The organism is Bradyrhizobium sp. WSM1743 (assembly GCF_000473065.1).
In the GTDB taxonomy this organism is placed as follows: Bacteria; Pseudomonadota; Alphaproteobacteria; order Rhizobiales; family Xanthobacteraceae; genus Bradyrhizobium.
Map to the genome: position 1 here is coordinate 158,200 of NZ_AXAZ01000003.1, position 19,830 is coordinate 178,029.

Here is a 19,830-nt window from a genome sequence, read left to right on the forward strand (position 1 = left end):
GCCGCTCCGGCTGCGTCACTTCGCCACCACCTCCGGTACCTTGCCGGCCGGAGGCGTGTTGCGGCTGCGCTGGGTGCGCACGATGCCGTCAATGATGGTCATGCCGATGCCGGGGAGGTCGCCGAGCTGCACGCTCTCCAGGATGTTCTTGCCGGGCGAATGCTGGGCCTTGTCCATGATGACGAAGTCGGCGGAACGGCCCACTTCAATGAGGCCGCAATCGAGTTCGCGCATGCGCGCGGTGTTGCCGGTGGCAAGGCAGAAGGCGATCTCGGCCGGCAACTCGCCGAGGGAGGACAGCATCGAGACCATGCGCAGAATGCCGAGCGGCTGCACGCCGGAGCCGGCGGGCGCATCGGTGCCGAGGATGACGCGGTGCAGATCGCCCATCTCGCGCGCGGTCCGCAGCGTGAACAGGGCGGAGCGCTCATTGCCGTTGTGCACGAGCTCGAGACCGCGCTTGCAGCCCTCGCAGATGCAGCGGATCTGGTCGTCGGGCAGGGCAGTGTGGCCGCCATTGATGTGGCCGACCACGTCGGTGTCGGCTTCCAGCACCACGTCCTTGTCGATCAGGCCGGAGCCGGGGATCGAGGGGCCGCCGGTGTGGATGGTGCTCTGGATGCCGTATTTGCGGGCCCAGCCGACCATTTTGCGCGCGGTCGGTCCGTCCTTGACGCCGCCCAGGCCGACCTCGCCGAGCAGCTTGACGCCGTTGGCGGCCATCTCCTTGAAGTCTTCCTCAACCATCTCGCATTCGATCACCGGCGCGCCGGCGTGAACCTTCACGCCGCCGGGACGCAGGGTCCAGAACGCGCGCTGGGCGAACACGGCCATGGCCTTGAGGCCGACGACGTCGCGGGGCCGGCCCGGCATGTGCACCTCGCCGGCGGAGATCATGGTGGTGACGCCGCCATGGAGATAGCTGTCGATCCAGTTGATTTGGTTCTGCCGCGGCGTCCAGTCGCCGGCGACAGGGTGGACGTGGCTGTCGATCAGGCCCGGCGCGACCGTGGTGCCGTTAGCGTCGACGATCGTGGTCGCGCCTTCGGTGTTGACGTCCTTGAAGCGGCCGATCGCGGTGATCTTGCCGTTCTCGGCGACGATGGTGTCGCCGTCCAGGATCGGCCTTTCCAAAGCGCCGGACAGGATCAGGCCGATATTGCGGATCACCAGCTTCGAGGGTCCGGTGGCCTGGGGTGCGTCATGCGCCATGAAAGGGGTCCTTTTCCTTAACTGCAACGCTTCCGATCTTGGGCAGCCTTGACCGCGGGATCAAGCCGGATTATTCATTAGTATACGAATGATCGTGTACAAACGACGCATAGCTGACCGCCTCGGAAACCGCACAGAAGCGACACGGAAGGGTGAGATGAGCAATTTCAATCAGGAAAGCGTTTTGAGCGTCCACCACTGGACCGACACGCTGTTCTCCTTCAAGACCACCCGCAGCCCGACCTTCCGCTTCCGCAACGGCGAATTCACCATGATCGGGCTCAAGGTCGGCGAGAAGCCGCTGCTGCGGGCCTACAGCGTCGCCAGCGCCAATTACGAGGACACGCTGGAGTTCTTCTCGATCAAGGTGCCGGACGGCCCGCTGACCTCGCGCCTCCAGCATTTGAAGAAAGGCGACGAGATCATCGTCAGCCGCAAGGCCACCGGCACGCTGGTGATCGACAATCTGGAGGAGGGCCGCAACCTCTACCTCATCGGCACGGGCACCGGCCTTGCGCCGTTTCTGAGCGTGATCAAGGACCCCGAGACCTACGAGCGGTTCGAGAAGGTGGTGCTGTTGCACGGCTGCCGACACGTCAAGGAGCTCGCCTATGGCGAGATGATCACCGAGCATCTGCCGAAGGACGAGCTGCTCGGCGAGTACATCCGCAACCAGCTGATCTACTACCCGACCGTGACCCGCGATCCCTTCCGCAACCGCGGCCGCATCACCGACCTCATCACGTCAGGCAAGCTGTTCACCGATATCGGCCTGCCGGTGCTGGAAGCGGCGCATGACCGCGTCATGATCTGCGGCAGCCCGGCGTTGGTCGCGGACACCCGCGTGCTCCTTGGCGAGCGCGGCTTCGTCGAGGGCAATCACGGCGAGCCGGCCCAGTTCGTGGTCGAAAAGGCGTTCGCCGAACGCTGAGTCCGGAATTTCTGCGCGAGAAGATCGTATTTTCGCCATCGCCGGGGCGTTGCGGCGCCGATTCGGCACACGATACTATGTGGGACCGAATCAGCGGAGTTCCCACATGGTTGCGGACAGCGACAGCAACATCGCCTGGCACCGGGTTCAGTTGAAGAAGAATCGCGCCGAGTTGAAGGCGCTGGAGACCGCGCGCTTCACGATGGGCGAGATCGCCACCTCGAAGCGGAACGGTCAGACCCAGAAGTCGATCGCGGAACTCAAGCGGAAGATCGCGCAGTCGGAGCGCGCGATCGCCGATCACGACAAGCGTACGCGCCGTCCGCTCGCAACCGACCTGCAAAGCCTCAGCAATGGCAGCTGGAGCCATTGGGACGCGTACACGCAGCAGCAGCGCAAGAGCGGGCAGCGTTCACCCGGGCGCGGATAGGCGCCATCCCTCCACGTCTGCGGCCGAGAGGAGGCGTCCCCTTGCACCGGCCGCCCCGTGCACCATCTCGGTGATACGCGACCAATCGCTCGGGTGACCCATGACAGCGCGCCTCGATTTCACCAGCGAGGCCTTCTTTCGCGATCCGCCCAAGGCGATCGCGACCTTGCGCATGTCCGGCCCCCTGGTGGCGACGCGATTTCCTATCGTTGGCGATGTCTGGATCACCACGACCCATGACGCCACCGCGCAGGTCCTGAAGGACGGCGCGACCTTCACGTTGCGCAAGGAAGATGGCGACGTCGCGGGTTTGCGCTGGTGGATGCCGAGGTACGTCAGGACCATCACCAATAACATGCTGGCGATGGACGAGCCGGATCACACGCGGCTGCGCAGCATCGTGGACGAGGCTTTTCGCCGCCGTGCGATCGTCGCGATGGAGCCGCGAATTCGCGCCATCGCCGACGGTCTCGCCGATCAGTTGTTCGCGAAGGAACGCCCAGCCGATCTCGTCCAGCGCTATGCGCGAATCCTGCCGCTCGCCGTGATCTCGGAGCTGCTGGGCCTGCCGCTGGCCGATCGTCCAAAGTTCATCGCCTGGGCCAACGCGATGTCATCGCTGACCAATGTCGTCAGCTTCTTCCGCTTGTTGTTCGCGGTTCGCAAGATGCGCGCCTACCTCGAGCAGCAATTGCAGATCGCACGCGTGCAGGGCGGCGAGGGTCTGATTGCCGAGCTGATCCAGGTCGAGCGCGAAGGCGGCCAGATCACGCCAGATGAAATGGTTTCGATGGTGTTTCTGTTGCTCGGGGCGGGATCGGAAACCACCACGCATCTCATCAGCGGGTCCGTCTACGAGCTGCTCAGGAATTCCGAGCTGCGCGACTGGCTGGAACAGGACTGGAGCCGCGTCGGGCTTGCGGTCGAGGAGTTCCTGCGCTTCGTCTCGCCGGTGCAATTCTCCAAGCCGCGCTATGTGCGGCGCGATGTCGAGGTCGAAGGCGTGCGCCTGAAGAAAGGCGACCGCGTCATGGTGATGCTCGCCGCTGCGAACATGGATCCGGCGATGCATGATCGTCCCGAGAGCCTCGATCTCGAGCGTAAGCCGAACCGCCATATCTCGTTCGGCACGGGAATCCACTTCTGCCTCGGCCATCAGCTCGCGCGCATCGAGGCGGCCTGCGCGCTGGAAGCGCTGTTCGTGCGTTGGCCAAACCTCCGGCTGGCTGTCGAGCCTTCGCAAATTCGGTGGCGTCGCAGGCCGGGCATTCGTGCGCTCGAGAAGCTTCCGGTTCTGGACGACGCTATAACGGCGATGTCGACCCGGCAGGCCGCTTGACGAACCGCAACTCTGACATCGCGCTCGTTCCGAGTGCAAATTTCATCTGAAGTTTGCGCCGCGGCCAGGAACGGTGCGTGATCGCACCTGTTGTGATCCAGACCTCGAAATCCGAAGCGGAGGTTCACAATGAGTTCCAGTGCGATTCCAGTATTCGACAAGACAGCACAGACGACGCATCTCTGGCTCAACGAGATCAGCGAACAAATCGGTTTGGACGATCAGCAGTCGTGGCGTGTGACGGCCGCCGTGCTGCACGCGATACGCGATCGCCTGCCGGTGGACCTTGCGGCGCATCTGGGATCACAGCTGCCGCTGCTGGTCCGCGGCGCGTACTATGATCAGTTCCGGCCATCGACGATGCCGAGGCGGGTGCGATCGCTGGAAGAGTTTCTTCAGCTCATCGCGGAGGAACTGAAATTCGGGCGACCGGTCAATACGGAGGATGCGGCACGCGCCGTGTTCAATGTTCTCTCCCGGCACTTGACCGCGGGCCAGATCGAAAAGGTCCGGGAGGCCTTGCCAGAGGACGTGCGGGCGATCTGGAGCATGGAACCCGGCACGACGGACGAGAGGCGTATGTCGCACTAGGCCGACAGAAACCTTCCCCGCGATGCCGGCGTTAGCCCGCTGACATCCCGAGGAATTATCGGAGATCCAGCATGCAGGTTCACGACATCATGACACCATCCGTCCACATCGCCGATCCCAACATGACCATACGGGAAGCCTCTCGCTGGATGCGTGACGACAATGTGGGAGCCTTGCCGGTGGGCGAGAATGATCGCCTCATCGGCATGGTCACCGACAGGGACATCGTCACGCGCGCGGTGGCCGAGGAACGCGCGCCGGGCAACACGTCGGTACGCGAGGTAATGTCCGAGGGCGTCTGTTATTGCTTTGAAGACGACGATGTGGAAGGCGCTTCGCAGGTGATGGCCACGCACCAGATCCGCCGGCTTCCGGTAATCAACCGGCAGAAGCGCCTGGTCGGCGTCGTTGCACTCGCAGACATCAGCAGGGCGGACGACGAATGCGCGCAAGACGCATTGAAGGACATCTCCGCACCCGCTGCGCGGGAACGGCACTGACACCGCCTCAAGACGTCACTTTCCACGAAGGAGGTCCTCATGGCCAGCAAGATGCCACCCGTCCCAGACGCCAACCAGAGTCCGAAGGGAACTGGCGACAGCAAGCAGGCCCGCGCGGACCAGACGCCGCACGGTCAGCAGCGTGTGCAGAATCCGGACCAGCAGGGACAGCAGGGCAACATCAAGCAGAACACGACCAATCAAGGCTATCAGCAAGATCGTTGAGGAGGACGACATTCATGTCGACATCCACCAAGACACCAAACAGCATTCGTCAGGGCGGCCCCGGCGCCTCGCATGAGAATGCGAAGGCGCCGCTGGAGGTAAAGAAGCCGCCGGCGGACGATCCGCAGCGCAGCCACAGCCGGATCTCCGGCGGTGGTGGAGAGCGCGATTCCCATCATACGCACGACGAGGCCGGAAAGGGCGGAGACAGGTGACATGACCAATAAGCAACCCAAGCTCTACGCGCCGACCGAAAAGGACATCCGCGATAATCCCCTGATCGGCGGATCAAAGGGGACGAACATGGCGGGCGTCTCGTCTGACGATCTCGAGGAGGCCTTTGGCGAGAACACGATCGAAGGCGACGTCGAGAACGACGTGAACATCGGTGGCGGCATCGATAAGGACGTTGCGCGGAGCGGCTCGCCCCGAAGAGGCCGATGAGACCGGAGGCGCAGGATGCAAGGCAAGAAGACCCACGAGCAGCAAATACGCATTCTTGAGCGCAAGCCCGATGTTCCGGATGCGCGAGAGCTTGAGCAGGCTGTCGGCCATAACCGCCGAGATACGTCAACCCATCGTGCCAACCCGGAGGCACGTCAAAGCGAGTTTCCGGTGAGCCGCGGCGGCCTGAACCAGGAAAGCGACCACAACAAGCACAACGATCCCGGTCAGAGCGGCCATAAGCCGCCGAAGCCGACGCCAGCGCAACAGAAGCACTGAGCGTCAGAGACCGACCACTGCAAGAGGAGAGACCAATGCCAGGTGGGCATGGCAGCAAGACGCATTTCAGATCCGGCATGCATGGCAAGGGCGACGGTACTGGCGCCATGGCCGAAGTCCCCAAGGACAAGATCGGCGACAACATGGTCCTGTCCAACCGGGACAAGGCCCAGCATTCGGACATTCGCGGCATGGACAGCAAGTTCATCCAGACCGAACAGTATCAGGACCACGCGGCCAATCGGCTCGAGGAGGAGCCGAAGACCGACGAGACCTGAGAGGGGCGTTCCTCCCGCCAACTTGCGGACCGGCGTTCAGCCGGTCCGCTTTTTCGTGGGCGCAAGATCGCGCTCCCAGCCGAACACCGAGCGACCATCCAGATCCGGTGAGGCGGCGCGCTCACCGGCGATGAAAGCCGCAACCGAGGGGCCCTGTGCGGTCCGTTCCAGCCGTCGCGCCTGGTCGTCGAGGCGCTTGATCGCCAGCATCTCCTCCTCGCGTCCGAGCTTCGCGTGCTGGATCGCGCCCTTCAGCACCCGGATGGTCTCGTCATAGACCTTGATCGGAACGGGGTAGGGATGTCGGTCCTTGCCGCCATGGGCGAGCGAGAAGCGCGCGGGGTCGGTGAAGCGGTAGGGCGCGCCGTGCACGACCTCCGCGACCATCGCGAGCGAGCGCACGGTGCGCGCTCCGACGCCCGGCGTCAGCAGCAGTTCCGGAAAATCGACCGGGCCACGCTCGGCTGCGGCGGCGAGCGTGCCGTGCAGGCGGCGCGCGAACACGTCCTTGGGACGGACGTCGTGATGTGCGGGCATGATCAGATGCGGCAGCGTGCCTTGTGCCGGCGTGGACTCGGTCCCCATGAGCCGTTCGAATTCGGAGATGATGCGATCCGGGCCGAGCTCGGTGAGCAGCTCGAGTTGTGCCGTCCGGGAAATATCGGCGCGATGATCGGTGAGATTGACGATCTCCCCCTGCTGCGGCCCGTCGATCGCGCTGTGCGGCGTATCGACAAAGCTCTTCAGCGCCTCGGAATGCCAGTGATAGCGTCGCGCCTGCCGCTTGTCGCCGTTCATGCCCTGCTGCACCACCGTCCATTTGCCGTCGGCGGTCACGAAGAAGCCGTGCAGGTAAAGGTCAAAGCCGTCCTGGACCGCGGCGCTGTCGACCTTGGCCACCAGACGGCTGGCACGGGTCAGCTTGATGCCGTCGAACCCGACGCGGTCGCCGAGTTGCAACAGCTCGTCCGGCGTCTTGCGCGAATGCTGACCTCGGCCGCCACAGACATAAATCCCAAGCTCGTCCTGAAGCGGTCCGAGCCCGCGCTTCAGTGCGCCGATCACGGAGGTGGTGATGCCGGAAGAGTGCCAGTCCATGCCCATCACGGCGCCAAACGACTGGAACCAGAATGGATGCGACAGGCGCTGAAGAAACGCATCGCGGCCGTAATGATGCACGATCGCTTGGGTGACGATCGCCCCCAGCGAGGACATGCGACTCGCCAGCCACGGCGGAACCCGTCCAGTGTGAAGAGGAAGATCGGCGCTGCCGGTACGTCGAGTCATGGGTAGCCAAATTAGCGCATTCCGGCGACGGTTGCACCAGGGGGATGCTGCGTTGCACGAGACAGGGGAGCGAAGCCCGCCGCAGCGCGTTGGGCGCTGACAGCAATGCAGCGACGGGGAAAGTTATGAATTGGCAGGGGCTCATGGCCGACATCGACGGGATGTTTGGTTGGATACCGTCATGGTTCATCGGTCTCAGCCTGGTTGCCGGTGCGATCATAGTCGCGCTGTTCGTCCATCGGATCGCGACCTGGTCGCTCAACCGCACCTTCGGAACCCGTCTTCCGCTCTTGGGTGTGTTCATCAAGCGTACGGCGGGCCCGGCGCAAATGGCGCTCTGCCTCGCCGCCGTCGCGCTCGTGCTGCCGCTTGCGCCGCTCGACGACATGATCCGCACCCCGCTGACGCGCCTGTTCGTGGTGGCCTTCATCGCCCTGACCGGCTGGATCTCGATCCGGATCGTCGACATGAGCGCGGCGCGCTATCTGCAGAACTTTCGCGACGTCACCGAGAATTTCATCGCGCGCAAGCACGTCACGCAAGTGCGCGTATTCAAGCGCGTCACCGACACCATCATCGTCATCATCACGGTGTCGACCGCGCTGATGACGTTCGACTCGGTGAAGCAATATGGCGTCAGCCTGTTCGCCTCCGCCGGCGCGGCCGGCATCATCGTCGGTCTTGCCGCGCGGCCGCTGCTGAGCAATCTGATCGCGGGCCTGCAGATTGCGATCACCCAGCCGATCCGCATCGAGGACGCCGTGATCATCGAGAACGAATGGGGCTGGGTCGAGGACATCGCCTCGACCTATGTCGTGATCCGGCTGTGGGACTGGCGCCGCATGGTGGTGCCGCTGTCCTATTTCATCGAAAAGCCGTTCCAGAACTGGACGCGCGACACCGCGTCCCTGATCGGTGTGATCGGGCTCCATGTCGATTATCGTGCCGACGTGCCGCGCATCCGGCGTTGGCTGGAAGAGGCGGCGAAGCAGTCCAAGCTTTGGGACGGCGCGGTAGTCAACCTCCAGGTGATCGATGCCGATTCGCGCACCATCGAGCTTCGGGCGCTGGTCAGCGCCAGGAATGCACCGCAGTCCTGGGACCTGCGCTGCGAGATCAGGGAGAAGCTCGTGGCCTTCATTCGCGACGAGATGCCAGAAGCGCTGCCGCGCGAACGCGCGATCCTGATCCCGTCGGGCGACGACGATGCAGATTTCCTGCGGCGATCCGCGACGCCGGAGACGCGGCGGGCGAGCCCCCACAACTGAACAGCGCGGATCTTGCTTGGCCGAGGCCTGCTACGCGACCGGGCCGTGTTTGCGCCGCGCAGAAGTGCCTCGCTGCGCATGCCTTCAATCCCGATTGGAGCTGCCATTCCTTTGTTGACGAGACCTGATCTTTTGTACGATAGTACAAATCACATGGTACGCAAGCCCACCAGCAACGAAACGGCCCGCAAGCCGAACATGCGCGAGGCGATCCTCGCCGCGGCCGAGGAACTGTTCGCCACCAACGGCTTCAATGCCGTGTCGGTGCGCGACATCGCGCATGCCGCCGGGGCCAATCCGGGCAGCGTCACCTATCATTTCAAGACCAAGGACGGCCTGCTGCTGGAGATCTATCGGCGCCATTGCGGGCCGATGAACCTGCGCCGTTCCGAGCTGCTCGCCGCCGCCAGGCGCGTGCGCGATCTTCAGGACCGGCTGGAGGCGATCGTGCGCGCCTATGTGGTACCGGCCTTCACCTCGGGCAGCGATCTTGCCGGTGGTGGCGCGCGCTTCACGCGGCTGCGAGCGGTGATGTCCGCGGAAGGCAACGAGGTCGCGCGCAAGATCATCGCGCAGACCTTTGACGACACAAGCCATGCCTTCATCGACGCGGTTCACGAGAGCCTGCCGCACATTCCGCGCACCGACATCGTCTGGCGCAGCCATTTCCTGCTCGGCGCACTCTATTATTCGCTGGTGACGCCGGAGCGCGTCTCGCGCCTGTCGCGCGGCGAGGCTGACGGCAGTGATGCCGCGGGCGCCATCGAGCAGTTGGTGCAGGCCACCGTCGCCGCATTCCAGGCACCGGCGCTGGACCAGGCGGCGCCGGCGCGGCGGCGGCCGGCCGTCAGCAAAACTTGAGGCAAGCGGTCTCGCTTCAGCGGTTCACCTGATGACGATGATGTACACGCCGACCATTCCGCCGCCCGATCCAAACACGCGCACGCCGAAATTCAAGCTGCCGAAACTGTTTTGCGACGCGCATTGTCACATCTTCGGGCCCGGCGCGAAATATCCTTACGCGCCGGATCGCTCCTACACGCCGCCGGATGCGCCGCTCGAGGATTTCCGCGCGCTGCATGCCAAGCTCGGCGTCGAGCGTGCCGTCATCGTCAATGCCAGCGTGCACGGCACCGACAACAGGGTGGCGCTCGATGCCATCGCGCAGAGCAACGGCGCCTACCGTGCGGTCGCCAATATCGACGACACCATCACCGAACGCGGGCTTCGCGTGCTGCACGAGGGCGGCTTCCGCGGCTGCCGCTTCAATTTCGTCCGTCATCTCGGCGGCGTGCCCGACAAGCGCGCGTTCGACCGCATCGTCGCGATGGTCGCTCCGCTCGGCTGGCATATCGATCTGCATTTCGATGCGATCGATCTGCCTGAATATGCCGACATGCTGATAAAGCTGCCGCTGAGCTACACCATCGATCATATGGGCCGGGTGAAAGCGTCGGAGGGGCTCGATCAGCTTCCATTCAGGATCCTGATCGAGCTGATGCAGCGTGATGAGAAGTGCTGGGTCAAGATTTGCGGGTCTGAGCGCGTGTCCTCGGCCGGGCCGCCGTTCACCGATGCGGTGCCGTTCGCGCGAAAGATCGTCGAGACCGCGCCGGATCGCGTCATCTGGGGCACGGACTGGCCGCATCCCAACGTCAAGGTGATGCCGAACGACGGCGACCTCGTCGACCTGATTCCGTTGTTCGCGCCGGAGCCGGAGTTTCAGAAGAAGATCCTGGTCGACAATCCCGCGCGCCTGTTCGAGTTCGAGACGTGACGGCGCTGCGCGGAGGCCTGGCGTCGCAAGGATGACGCCGACCATGAATACGAACGAAGGGAGTAGCCCATGAAGACAGGTCTCGTGATCACTGCTCATCCCGGAGATTTCGTCTGGCGCGCCGGCGGCGCCATCGCGCTGCATGCCAAGAAGGGCTATCGGATGAAGATCGTCTGTTTGTCCTTCGGCGAGCGCGGCGAGAGCCAGTTCGCCTGGAAGGAGAGGGGCGCGACGCTGGAATCGGTCAAGGCCGGCCGCAAGGACGAGGCGGATCGAGCGGCCAAGCTGTTAGGTGCCGAGATCGAGTTCTTTGACTGCGGCGACTATCCGCTGAAGCTGACGGAAGCGCATTTCGACCGCATGGTCGACGTCTACCGTGAGCTCAATCCGGGCTTCGTGCTGACGCATGCGCTGGAAGACCCCTATAATTTCGACCATCCGAACGCGGCGCATTTCGCGCAGGAGACCCGCGTGGTCGCGCAGGCGATGGGCCACAAGCCTGGCGCGCAGTACAAATATTCGGCTCCGCCGGTGTTCCTGTTCGAGCCGCACCAGCCCGAGCAGTGTAACTACAAGCCCGACACGATCCTCAAGATAGACGAGGTCTGGAAGGAGAAATACGAGGCGTTCCAGATCCTCGCTGCGCAAAAGCATCTCTGGGGCTATTACGAGCGCGTCGCGCTCAACCGCGGCATCCAGGGTAGTCGCAACACCGGCGTGCCCATGACCTATGGCGAGGCCTATCAGCGCCTGTTTCCGACCGTGGCGGAGGAGCTGGCATGAAGCCGGTCGTCGTTCGCAACATCAAGCGTGCCGATCCCGCCGGAATGGCGGAGTACGGCGTCTCGACCGTGCATGAGGCCTATGGCCGCATCGGCCTGATGAAGCCATATCTGCGCCCGATCTGGGCGGGTGCGTCGATCGCCGGTCCTGCGGTCACGGTGCTGGCGCAGCCCGGCGACAACTGGATGATCCATGTCGCCGTCGAGCAGTGCAGGACGGGCGATATCCTCGTGGTCGGCTGCACCGCCGACAATACCGACGGCATGTTCGGCGAACTGCTCGCGACCTCGCTCCAGGCGCGCGGCGTGCAGGGACTGATCATCGATGCCGGCTGCCGCGACGTCAAAGCGCTGCACGAGATGAAGTTTCCGGTGTGGTCGCGCGCGGTCTCGGCCAAGGGCACGGTGAAAGCCACGCTCGGCTCGGTCAACGTTCCCGTGGTCTGTGCCGGCGTCAACGTCGATCCCGGTGACATCGTCGTGGCCGATGATGATGGCGTTGTGGTGGTACCGAAGCGCTATGCGGCCGCAGTCGCCGAGAAGGCGAAGAAGCGCAACGCGGATGAAGGCGGCAAGCGTAAGCGCCTCGCCTCGGGCGAGCTCGGCCTCGACATGTACAGCATGCGCGAGGCACTGGCGAAGGCCGGTCTCGTCTATGTCGACAATCCCGAGGACGTCTGAAAGCGGAGCCGGCGGATGGATCGTCTCAAGCTGAAGGCCGTGCTCGGCAGCCACCCTCACGTCAAGGCGGTGAAGAGCGGCGAGCTCCGCTCCGACCTCTTCGATCTCGACTTTGTCGAGTACACGCCGACCAACGCGGCGTTCAAACCGATGGTGCGCGAGCAGGCCTTCGACGTCTGCGAGATGGCGATCGTCACCTATCTGATGGCGAAAGCGCACGGCAAGCCACTGGTGCTGCTGCCGGCGACCATGCTTGGCCGCTTCCAGCATTCCTACGCGCTGTACAATCCCGCTCAGGGGACGCTGGGGCCGACCGATCTCGAAGGCAAGCGCGTCGGCATCCGCTCCTTCACGACCACGACGGGCGCCTGGATCAGGGGCATCCTCGCCAATGACTACGGCGTCAATCTCGACAAGGTTCGCTGGGTGACCTTCGAGGATCCGCATGTCGCCGAATATGTCGACACCACCGAGCGTGCGCGCAAAGACAAGAAGATCCTGCGGATGCTGCTCGACGGCGAGCTCGACGCCGTGCTCGGCGAGACCTCTGATAATCCCAAGCTCAAGGCGCTGTTTCCCGATCCGGCCGCAGAAGCCGCCAAATGGTATGCACGGCGCGGCGTCGTACCGGTCAATCACCTCGTGGTCGTGACCGAGCAGCTCGCGAAATCGCGCCCTGACGTGCTTGCAGGCGTTTATGATCTGCTGAAGCGAAACAAGGCGCAGGCGGGGCCGCCGGCAACCCCAGACCTCGTTCCGTTCGGGATCGAGGCGAACAGGAAGCCGCTCGAGCTGATCGTCGACTATGCCTTCCAGCAGGCGTTGATCCCGCGCCGTTATGCGGCCGAGGAACTCTTCGACGAGACGACACGAGGATTGAACTGATGGCAGGCGATCCCAGGCACTGGCAGATCGGGCTGGTCGGCTATGGCGAGGTCGGCAGGATTCTGGCCGAGGATTTGCGCCAGCAGGACATCAAGGTCTCAGCCTATGACATCAAGCTCGGTGACGAGCAGGGCGCGCCGCTGCAGGAGCATGCGGCGAAATTCGGCGTGACGCTCGCTGCATCTCATGCCGAGCTGACCGCAAGATCCGATTTCATCATCTCCGCGGTCACGGCGAGCCAGGCAGTTACGGTGGCAAAGGCCTGTGCGGCGGTGATCAATCAGGGCACCTGGTTCCTCGATTTCAACTCGGCCTCTCCGGGAGCCAAGCAGCGCGCCGCGGCACTGATCGACGGCGCGGCCGGGCGCTATGTCGAGGGCGCCATAATGACCTCGGTGCCGCCATATCGCATCAAGGTGCCGCTGCTGCTCGGCGGACCCGGCGCGCCAGAGCTCGAGCCACTGCTCAACGCGATCGGTTTTGCGGCGAAGGTCGCCAGCGACAAGTTAGGTGTGTCTTCGGCGGTGAAGATGTGCCGCAGCATCATGATCAAGGGCCTGGAGGCCATGGTCATCGAGAGCTTCACAACCGCACGCGCCTATGGCGTCGAGGACGCCGTGCTGGCCTCGCTCGCGGAAACATTTCCCGGCATCGATTGGGAGAAGCAGGGCGCCTATGTCTTTCAGCGCGTGATCGAGCACGGCCGGCGCCGGGCCGAGGAGGTACGCGAGGTGGCCGAGACCGTGCGCGAGGCGGGCCTGACGCCATGGTCCGCACAGGGCACGGCCGAGCGGCAGGCCTGGGTGGCCGATCTCGCCGATGAGGGGCTGTTCGGCGCCAGGGGCACCAGGGAATTCGCTCGCAGCGCCGACTGGCGGACCGAGGCGGATCGCATCCTGGCCAAGATCAATCGCACCAAATAATCAAATCAAGATCGTGCCAGGACCCGTAGGCTCACGACTTGGTCGCGAGTGCGTTCGATCAGGTCAATCAGATTCCTGGATTTGCGGACGAGCTGCTCCGTGGCCGGTTGCGTGCGGAATTCCGCCAGCACGGCGCGAACGCATTTGTTGGCGGCATCGAGCGTCCAGAGCGTACGGTTCACGTCGGCCTGCGTCCGGATCGCCGAGATGTCGAGACCCGAGAGAACGTGGCCGATCCCGTCGAGCCGCTTCACCGCCGCATCGGTAGGCGTACGGGCCTGGACGGAATGATCATCGATGCTGCTGAATGCGCTGAACATACCCCTACTTCCCCACTGAACGCATATGGTCAGTGCAGGCCGTAGTTATGGTCAGCGTGGCCGGCCTCGCAATGCGTTGGGCTACGGTCCGGGATTCTACCGAACTCGGGTGGGCTCGAACCGGCGGTAAAATCGAACTGTGCGATGACCGATTCGGAATGTTTCGCGTGCAGCGTCACGCGATCCCCCCGGATATGAGCGGAACCGCTTTCAGCTCTTCGGACTGAACAGGGTGGGTCGCTGCCGCACAAATGTCTGCCGGCCGCCCTTGAATCCCATCAGGACATCGGGCAGCTCGCCGATAGCGAAGCGGCCGTCCTTTGTATCGAGCACGATGAGATCGGCGGGATTGCCGACCTTGATGCCGTAATCACGGAGGTTCATCAGCCGGGCCGGCAGCTCGGTCACGAGGTCGAGGCAGGTGTCGAAATCGCTCACCGAGGCGTGCGCGACATTGGCGTAGAAGTTCGCCATCCGCAGCAGCGAGGCGTCGCCGAACGGCGTGAAGGGATTGAGCACGTTGTTGGTCGCAATCGAGCACACGACGCCGTCGCCTGCGAGCTTGTGCGCAAGAGTCAACCCGCGTGGCGCGTTGCAGGGAGCCTCGCGCCCCATCAGATAGAGATCGGTCGCGGGCAGCACGGTGACGGCGACGCCGGCCTTTGCCAGTTGCGTGGCGGCCGCCTTCATCCGGTCCGGCGGCAACGCCGACAGCTTCGTGGCGTGCCCGATCGCCACACGTCCCTGATAGTTGCGCCGCTCGGTCTGGCGACAGACCTCGTCGAGATGCCACCAGGAGGGGTCGAGGTCGAAATCGAGATGGAGGTCGACATCGACGTCGAATTCCTGCGCGAGATCGAAGATGCGCGCGAGATGGGCGTTCGGGTCGGCGTCCATGTAGGGACAGCCGCCAATGGCCTCGCCGCCGTCGCGGAGCGCCTGGATCAGTAGCTCCTCGGCTCCGGGATCGTTGGTCAGGCCTTCCTGTGGGAAGACACAGAGTTCCAGATCGATCGCCCAGGCGTAGTCGCGCTGAAGCGCCTTGACCGCCTCGAAGCCGCGCAAGCCGATGCGCGGATCGATCTCGACATGCGTGCGCATGCGCGTCGTGCCGTGCACGATGGCGCGTTCGAGCACCTTTGCGCCGCGCGCGTAGACGTCCTCGATCGTGAAATCCCTCTTCATGCCGGCAACGGCGCGGATCGCTTCGGAGAGGCTGCCGTGATCGTGCCCGCAGCGGCCGAGCAGGCACGCCTTGTCGAGATGGATGTGGGTATCGACGAAGCCGGGCAGGGTGAGATGCCCCTCGAGGTCGATCTCGACCGCTTCGCAGGCAAGCGTTGGCGCGATCACGGCAATGCGGCCGCCCTTAACGCCGATATCGACGGGTGCGGCGGATGATCGCAAGAGCGCGTTGCGGAAGACCAGGTCGAAGGCGGTTTGGGTGGTCATGGCGTCGGATTCAGGTCTGGCAGCCTAGCGGAAGTCGTGGGAGCGGGCAGCTCCAGATTGTGTGCAGTGCTGAGGCCGAATTGTCCAAAAAATGTGCATGCACTTTGAGGCCTGAATTGTAGGATAGCAGCATCCGGAGAACCCCGTCTTGTCCGCTCCCGCCAAAGCCGAACGCCCGATGACCGACGCCGAGATTGTCGAAGCCTATCTCATCGCTTCGATGATACCCGATCCCGACGCCGCCGCGGCCTACATGAAGCCGGGCACGGTGATCACGTTCACCGGTGGACGCGAGTTCGATCATCCGCGCGGGCCGACCGGCTTCAATGCGAAACGCTATCGCTGGGTCAAGAAGAAGATGGACCGGTTCGACGTCTGCCCGGGCGCGGACGAGACCGTCGTCTACAGCGTCGGCACGCTCTATGGCGAGTGGATGGACGGCACGCCGTTCGAGGGCAATCGCTATGTCGATCGCTTTGTCGTGCGAGGCGGCCAGATCGTCAAGATGGATGTGTGGAATGACAGCGCCGAGCGCATCCTCGTTCAGCGCGGCATCGAGGCTTAGCCCCTCCGCACGATTTTCGGCAGCTTGACGACGCGATTGCTCGTCACCTCGTCGGCATAGGGCGCAAGGATATCGAGCAGATCACGGCCGCGCTGGGGGGTAGGAGCGACCAGCGCGCGATTGGCCACGGAATCCAGGTGATGATGCATCAGTTCCATGACCTTGGCCGCGTCGCCCTTGGCGAGCGCTGCGATGATGGCGCGATGTTCGTTGATGGCGCATTCTGTGGAATGCGGCCGGCTGTAGAGCGACAGCGTCAGGCAGCAGCGATAGGCGACCTCGCTCACATAGCGCACCAGGATCGGGCTGTTCGTCATGTGGGCGAGCAGGATGTGGAATTCGGTCGCAAGCCGGATCGACACCGCATCCGTGCCGCCGCGGGCGCGGTCCTCGGCGTCGACATGGGCGTTCAGCTCGGCGATCTGCACCTTGGTCAGCTTGCTCGCGAGCTGGCGCACGACAAGCCGTTCGAGCTCAATGCGGACGTCGAAGGCATCGCGCGCCTCCTGCCAGCTCGGCGTCGCCACCACCGCGATCCGGTTGCGGCGGAGCTCGACGAGGCCCTCGGCGGCGAGCTGCCCCAGCGCGTGGCGGGCAATGGTGCGGCTGACGCCGAAACGCTCGCCCAGCGCATCCTCGGGCAGCTTTGCGCCGGGCTCCAGCGCCTGCTCGATGATGGCACGCCGGAGCGCGCGGCAGATCACGCTGACCTTGTCCGCCGATTCAGAAGTCTTGCTGCTTGCACGCGCCGCCATCGGCGAATCCCATAGGAGGTGAGATTTCTCTTTAGCATAGGCTCACGTCAATTTAGCGCTCGAATTGCATGCAGTTTGGGGCCCGCGCTGCCCAAATTGAATCCGGCAATCTGGCGTGTGTTTTGGCTAGGTCATTGATTTCGCGAGGGGGCAATCGCTGGCATCCAGCTTGCATGCACTTTGGCTGTGATGCGCATGCAACCCTACGCCCAGTTTGACGGCCAGCCCGTTCCCGAAGAGCCTGCTGCGACCGCCATCGAGCTGTCCGAGGCCTCCGTGACCTTCGGGCGCGGCGACCGCGCCGTGCCGGCTCTGTCGAAGACCACGCTGAAAATCGCCGATGGGGAGTTTGTCGCACTGGTCGGCCCGTCCGGATGCGGCAAATCGACCATTTTGCGTCTGGTCAGCGGCCTGGTGCAGCCGACCAGCGGCGTCGTCATCGTCGGCGGCCGCGAGGTGGCGGCGCGGGCGATGCGGGTCGGCATGGCCTTTCAGAACCCGACCATGCTGCCGTGGATGACGATCGAGCGGAATATCATGCTGCCGCTGAAGATCGTCGAGCCGTTCCGCTCGAACTTCCGCAGGTTGCGCAAGACCGAGTTTCGCGAGAAGGCCAACGCGCTGCTGGAGCAGGTCGGCCTCAAAGGGTTCGGCAACCGTTATCCCTGGCAGCTCTCCGGCGGCATGCTCCAGCGCGCCAATCTCTGCCGCGCGCTGATCCATCAGCCGCGCATGCTGCTGCTGGATGAGCCCTTCGGCGCGCTCGACCAGTTCACCCGCGAGGAGCTGTGGGCGATCCTGCAGACCCTCTGGATGACGCACAAGCCGACGGTGCTGCTGGTGACGCACGATCTGCGCGAAGCCGGCTTCCTCGCCAGCCGCATCTGCGTGATGAGCGCGCGTCCCGGCCGCATCCTCGACGACAGCCGCGTCGCGTTTGCGCGCCCGCGCACGGTCGCGATGACCTTCGAGGCGGATTTCGTCGCGTTAAACCAGAAGCTGCGCGCCTTCATCGAGGATGCGCGCAGCGCGGCTGAGCAGGGGACAGGCTGATGATGTTCGGGATTGATGTCAGGCAGAAGGCGTGGTCGGCGGGGCTGATCGTGCTGTTCTTCGTCGCCTGGGAGCTGTTCTGCCTGATGACCGGCATGTCCGACCTGGTGTTGCCGCGGCCCTCGCAAGTGTTCGTGACGCTGGTCCAGCGTTTTCCGGTGCTGTGGCCGCACATTGTGCAGACGCTGGCCACCACCATGTTCGGCTTCGTGCTCGGCGTCGCGCTCGGTGTGGCTCTGGGCGCGATCATAGGTGTGTCGAAGACGGCCTATGACACCTGCTACCCGCTTCTGATCGGCTTCTCCTCGATCCCCAAGGTCGCGGTGGTGCCGATCTTCGTGCTGTGGTTCGGCTCCGGCACGGTGCCGGCGGTGCTGACCGCGCTGTCGATCTGCTTTTTCCCGATCGTCGTCAATATCGCGACGGGCTTAGCTACCACCGAGCCCGAGCTCGAGGACGTCTTGAAGGCGCTCGGCGCCAGCAAGCTCGATATCCTCTCGAATGTCGGCTTGCCCCGGACCATGCCGTTCTTCTTTGCTTCGCTGAAGGTCGCGATCTCCTATGCCTTCGTCGGCGCGGTGCTGTCGGAGACGGTCGCCTCCAACCGCGGCATCGGCAATGTCATGATGACCGCGTCCTCCAATTTCAACGTGCCGCTGGTGTTCGCCGGCCTGTTCGTGCTCGCCGGCCTCGGCGTCGCGCTTTACGTCGTGTTCTCCCTGATCGAAGGCCAGGTCACCGGCTGGGCCACGCGCAAGAACGATGTGATCGCCACCTGAATTCTTGAACCGTCATGCAATGAAGCTGAGGAGGTCTCGATGTTGAGAAAGGTAACTGTCGCTCTGCTGGGATTGGCGCTGTTCGGAGGCGCTGCCACTGCCGAGGAAACCACGATCAAGTTCACGCTGGGCTGGAAGACCCAGGGCAGTGACGCCGCATTCTTCTATGCCAAGGACAACGGCTTCTTCAAGGAAGAGGGCCTCAACGTCGTCATCGACCAGGGCGAAGGCTCCGGCGCCACCGTCACGCGTGTGATGTCCGGCGCCTATGACGCCGGCTTCGGCGACGTCAACGCCATCATCCAGAACGCCGCGACCAAGCCGCAGGAGGCACCCGTCATGGTCTACATGATGTGGAACCAGCCGCCGTTCGCGATCGTGGCCAAGAAGACCAGCGGCATCAACACCATCAAGGATTTCGAAGGCCACACGCTCGGCGGCGCGCAGGGCACGCCGACGACGCGCCTCCTGCCGGTGTTCACCCGCAAGAACGGTCTCGACGGCGAGAAGATCAAGATCTCCAATATGGCGCCAAATCTGCAGGAGCCGATGCTGATCAAGGGCGACATCGATGCGGCCCTGGTCTTCAACATCACCAGCTATTTCAACCTGGTGCTCAACCGCCAGGACCCGGACAAGGACTTCAAATGGTTCTCCTTCGGTGAGTATGGTCTCGATCTCTATTCGAATGGCGTGATGGTCTCCCGCAAGCTGATCGCGTCGAACCCGAAGGCGGTCGCGGGCCTCGTGCGTGCCATCAACAAGGGCGCGATTGCGGTTGCCAAGGACCAGAATGCTGGCATGAAGGCGGCGCTGAACTACGACAACCTCATCAATGCCGATGTCGAGAAGCGCCGGCTGCAATATTCCTTCGAGAAGCTGATCGTCTCGCCGGAGATGAAGGAGATCGGCATCGGCGACATCAAGGACGACCGCATGACACGCGCCATCGGCATCGTGGTCGAGGGCTATCAGCTCGCCCGCGCGCCAACGCCCGCAGAGGTGTTCTCGCGCGAATTCCTGCCTCCGCGCGCGGAGCGAGAGCTGGTGTATACTGCCAACTGATTTCGAAGG

The 19,830-nt window shown here is 63.8% G+C and carries 26 protein-coding genes; 21 read left to right on the forward strand and 5 right to left on the reverse strand.

Annotation, left to right across the window (positions count from 1 at the left end; genetic code table 11):
• Positions 1-15: 15 nt before the first annotated feature.
• A complete protein-coding gene (locus YU9_RS0104560; protein ID WP_027571702.1) occupies positions 16-1,212 on the reverse strand; it encodes an amidohydrolase family protein in 1,197 nt (398 codons plus the stop codon).
• Between the two features lie 157 nt (positions 1,213-1,369).
• Here YU9_RS0104560 and YU9_RS0104565 point away from each other — a divergent pair, with 157 nt between their 5' ends.
• From YU9_RS0104565 to YU9_RS0104610, 10 genes are all read left to right on the forward strand, one after another.
• Positions 1,370-2,143: a ferredoxin--NADP reductase gene (locus YU9_RS0104565; RefSeq protein ID WP_027571703.1), complete on the forward strand. Its 774-nt coding sequence runs from the start codon at positions 1,370-1,372 to the stop codon at positions 2,141-2,143.
• Positions 2,144-2,249: 106 nt separating this feature from the next.
• Positions 2,250-2,573 carry a hypothetical protein gene (locus tag YU9_RS0104570; protein WP_027571704.1) on the forward strand — a complete coding sequence of 108 codons (324 nt, stop codon included), beginning with the start codon at positions 2,250-2,252 and terminating at the stop codon, positions 2,571-2,573.
• A 100-nt stretch (positions 2,574-2,673) separates the two neighbouring features.
• A complete protein-coding gene (locus YU9_RS40980; RefSeq protein ID WP_036017046.1) occupies positions 2,674-3,912 on the forward strand; it encodes a cytochrome P450 in 1,239 nt (412 codons plus the stop codon).
• 129 nt (positions 3,913-4,041) lie between these two features.
• Positions 4,042-4,503, forward strand: coding sequence for a DUF2267 domain-containing protein (locus YU9_RS40985; protein ID WP_036017027.1), 462 nt, complete (start codon positions 4,042-4,044; stop codon positions 4,501-4,503).
• Between the two features lie 71 nt (positions 4,504-4,574).
• Entirely contained in the window at positions 4,575-5,003 is a 429-nt protein-coding gene (locus tag YU9_RS0104585) for a CBS domain-containing protein (RefSeq protein WP_027571705.1), read from the forward strand.
• 39 nt (positions 5,004-5,042) lie between these two features.
• Positions 5,043-5,228 carry a hypothetical protein gene (locus YU9_RS0104590; protein WP_027571706.1) on the forward strand — a complete coding sequence of 62 codons (186 nt, stop codon included), beginning with the start codon at positions 5,043-5,045 and terminating at the stop codon, positions 5,226-5,228.
• Positions 5,229-5,242: 14 nt separating this feature from the next.
• Entirely contained in the window at positions 5,243-5,443 is a 201-nt protein-coding gene (locus YU9_RS0104595; protein WP_027571707.1) for a hypothetical protein, read from the forward strand.
• A 1-nt stretch (position 5,444) separates the two neighbouring features.
• Positions 5,445-5,672, forward strand: a complete 228-nt coding sequence (locus tag YU9_RS0104600; protein WP_027571708.1) for a hypothetical protein — start codon at positions 5,445-5,447, stop codon at positions 5,670-5,672.
• Between the two features lie 15 nt (positions 5,673-5,687).
• The gene (locus YU9_RS0104605; protein ID WP_027571709.1) at positions 5,688-5,951 is read left to right on the forward strand and encodes a hypothetical protein; all 264 of its coding nucleotides are present in this window, start codon (positions 5,688-5,690) and stop codon (positions 5,949-5,951) included.
• A 35-nt stretch (positions 5,952-5,986) separates the two neighbouring features.
• The gene (locus YU9_RS0104610; RefSeq protein ID WP_027571710.1) at positions 5,987-6,229 is read left to right on the forward strand and encodes a hypothetical protein; all 243 of its coding nucleotides are present in this window, start codon (positions 5,987-5,989) and stop codon (positions 6,227-6,229) included.
• 36 nt (positions 6,230-6,265) lie between these two features.
• Here YU9_RS0104610 and YU9_RS0104615 read toward each other — a convergent pair whose 3' ends face one another.
• Positions 6,266-7,516: a DUF763 domain-containing protein gene (locus tag YU9_RS0104615; protein ID WP_027571711.1), complete on the reverse strand. Its 1,251-nt coding sequence runs from the start codon at positions 7,514-7,516 to the stop codon at positions 6,266-6,268.
• 125 nt (positions 7,517-7,641) lie between these two features.
• Between YU9_RS0104615 and YU9_RS0104620 the strand changes: the two genes are divergently transcribed.
• The 7 genes from YU9_RS0104620 to YU9_RS0104650 all read left to right on the forward strand — a co-directional run bounded on the left by YU9_RS0104620 (position 7,642) and on the right by YU9_RS0104650 (position 13,832).
• Positions 7,642-8,784, forward strand: a complete 1,143-nt coding sequence (locus YU9_RS0104620) for a mechanosensitive ion channel family protein (RefSeq protein ID WP_027571712.1) — start codon at positions 7,642-7,644, stop codon at positions 8,782-8,784.
• A 153-nt stretch (positions 8,785-8,937) separates the two neighbouring features.
• Positions 8,938-9,645, forward strand: a complete 708-nt coding sequence (locus YU9_RS0104625; RefSeq protein WP_027571713.1) for a TetR/AcrR family transcriptional regulator — start codon at positions 8,938-8,940, stop codon at positions 9,643-9,645.
• Positions 9,646-9,676: 31 nt separating this feature from the next.
• Positions 9,677-10,561 carry an amidohydrolase gene (locus tag YU9_RS0104630; protein WP_027571714.1) on the forward strand — a complete coding sequence of 295 codons (885 nt, stop codon included), beginning with the start codon at positions 9,677-9,679 and terminating at the stop codon, positions 10,559-10,561.
• A 69-nt stretch (positions 10,562-10,630) separates the two neighbouring features.
• Entirely contained in the window at positions 10,631-11,344 is a 714-nt protein-coding gene (locus YU9_RS0104635; RefSeq protein WP_027571715.1) for a PIG-L deacetylase family protein, read from the forward strand.
• A complete protein-coding gene (locus YU9_RS0104640) occupies positions 11,341-12,024 on the forward strand; it encodes a 4-carboxy-4-hydroxy-2-oxoadipate aldolase/oxaloacetate decarboxylase (protein WP_027571716.1) in 684 nt (227 codons plus the stop codon). Before YU9_RS0104635 ends, YU9_RS0104640 begins: the two co-directional genes overlap by 4 nt.
• 15 nt (positions 12,025-12,039) lie before the next feature.
• Positions 12,040-12,909 carry an ABC transporter substrate-binding protein gene (locus tag YU9_RS0104645; RefSeq protein WP_027571717.1) on the forward strand — a complete coding sequence of 290 codons (870 nt, stop codon included), beginning with the start codon at positions 12,040-12,042 and terminating at the stop codon, positions 12,907-12,909.
• Entirely contained in the window at positions 12,909-13,832 is a 924-nt protein-coding gene (locus tag YU9_RS0104650; RefSeq protein ID WP_027571718.1) for a DUF1932 domain-containing protein, read from the forward strand. Before YU9_RS0104645 ends, YU9_RS0104650 begins: the two co-directional genes overlap by 1 nt.
• Positions 13,833-13,837: 5 nt before the next feature.
• On the opposite strand, the gene YU9_RS0104655 is transcribed toward YU9_RS0104650, so the two are convergent.
• Positions 13,838-14,152: a hypothetical protein gene (locus YU9_RS0104655; RefSeq protein WP_027571719.1), complete on the reverse strand. Its 315-nt coding sequence runs from the start codon at positions 14,150-14,152 to the stop codon at positions 13,838-13,840.
• A gap of 210 nt (positions 14,153-14,362) precedes the next feature.
• A complete protein-coding gene (locus YU9_RS0104660) occupies positions 14,363-15,604 on the reverse strand; it encodes an amidohydrolase family protein (protein ID WP_027571720.1) in 1,242 nt (413 codons plus the stop codon).
• 148 nt (positions 15,605-15,752) lie between these two features.
• Here YU9_RS0104660 and YU9_RS0104665 point away from each other — a divergent pair, with 148 nt between their 5' ends.
• Entirely contained in the window at positions 15,753-16,169 is a 417-nt protein-coding gene (locus YU9_RS0104665) for a hypothetical protein (RefSeq protein ID WP_027571721.1), read from the forward strand.
• On the opposite strand, the gene YU9_RS0104670 is transcribed toward YU9_RS0104665, so the two are convergent.
• A complete protein-coding gene (locus tag YU9_RS0104670) occupies positions 16,166-16,924 on the reverse strand; it encodes a GntR family transcriptional regulator (RefSeq protein ID WP_027571722.1) in 759 nt (252 codons plus the stop codon). The two genes, YU9_RS0104665 and YU9_RS0104670, sit on opposite strands and share 4 nt — an antisense overlap.
• Before the next feature lie 195 nt (positions 16,925-17,119).
• Here YU9_RS0104670 and YU9_RS0104675 point away from each other — a divergent pair, with 195 nt between their 5' ends.
• Genes YU9_RS0104675 through YU9_RS0104685 form a run of 3 tightly spaced genes read left to right on the forward strand, consistent with a single transcriptional unit; the run spans position 17,120 to position 19,821 of the window.
• Complete coding sequence (locus YU9_RS0104675; protein ID WP_051380344.1) at positions 17,120-17,977, forward strand: ABC transporter ATP-binding protein; 858 nt, start codon at positions 17,120-17,122, stop codon at positions 17,975-17,977.
• A gap of 2 nt (positions 17,978-17,979) precedes the next feature.
• Positions 17,980-18,756 (forward strand): ABC transporter permease, encoded by a 777-nt coding sequence (locus YU9_RS0104680; RefSeq protein WP_027571724.1) that lies wholly within the window; start codon positions 17,980-17,982, stop codon positions 18,754-18,756.
• A 39-nt stretch (positions 18,757-18,795) separates the two neighbouring features.
• A complete protein-coding gene (locus YU9_RS0104685) occupies positions 18,796-19,821 on the forward strand; it encodes an ABC transporter substrate-binding protein (protein ID WP_027571725.1) in 1,026 nt (341 codons plus the stop codon).
• Positions 19,822-19,830 lie beyond the last annotated feature (9 nt).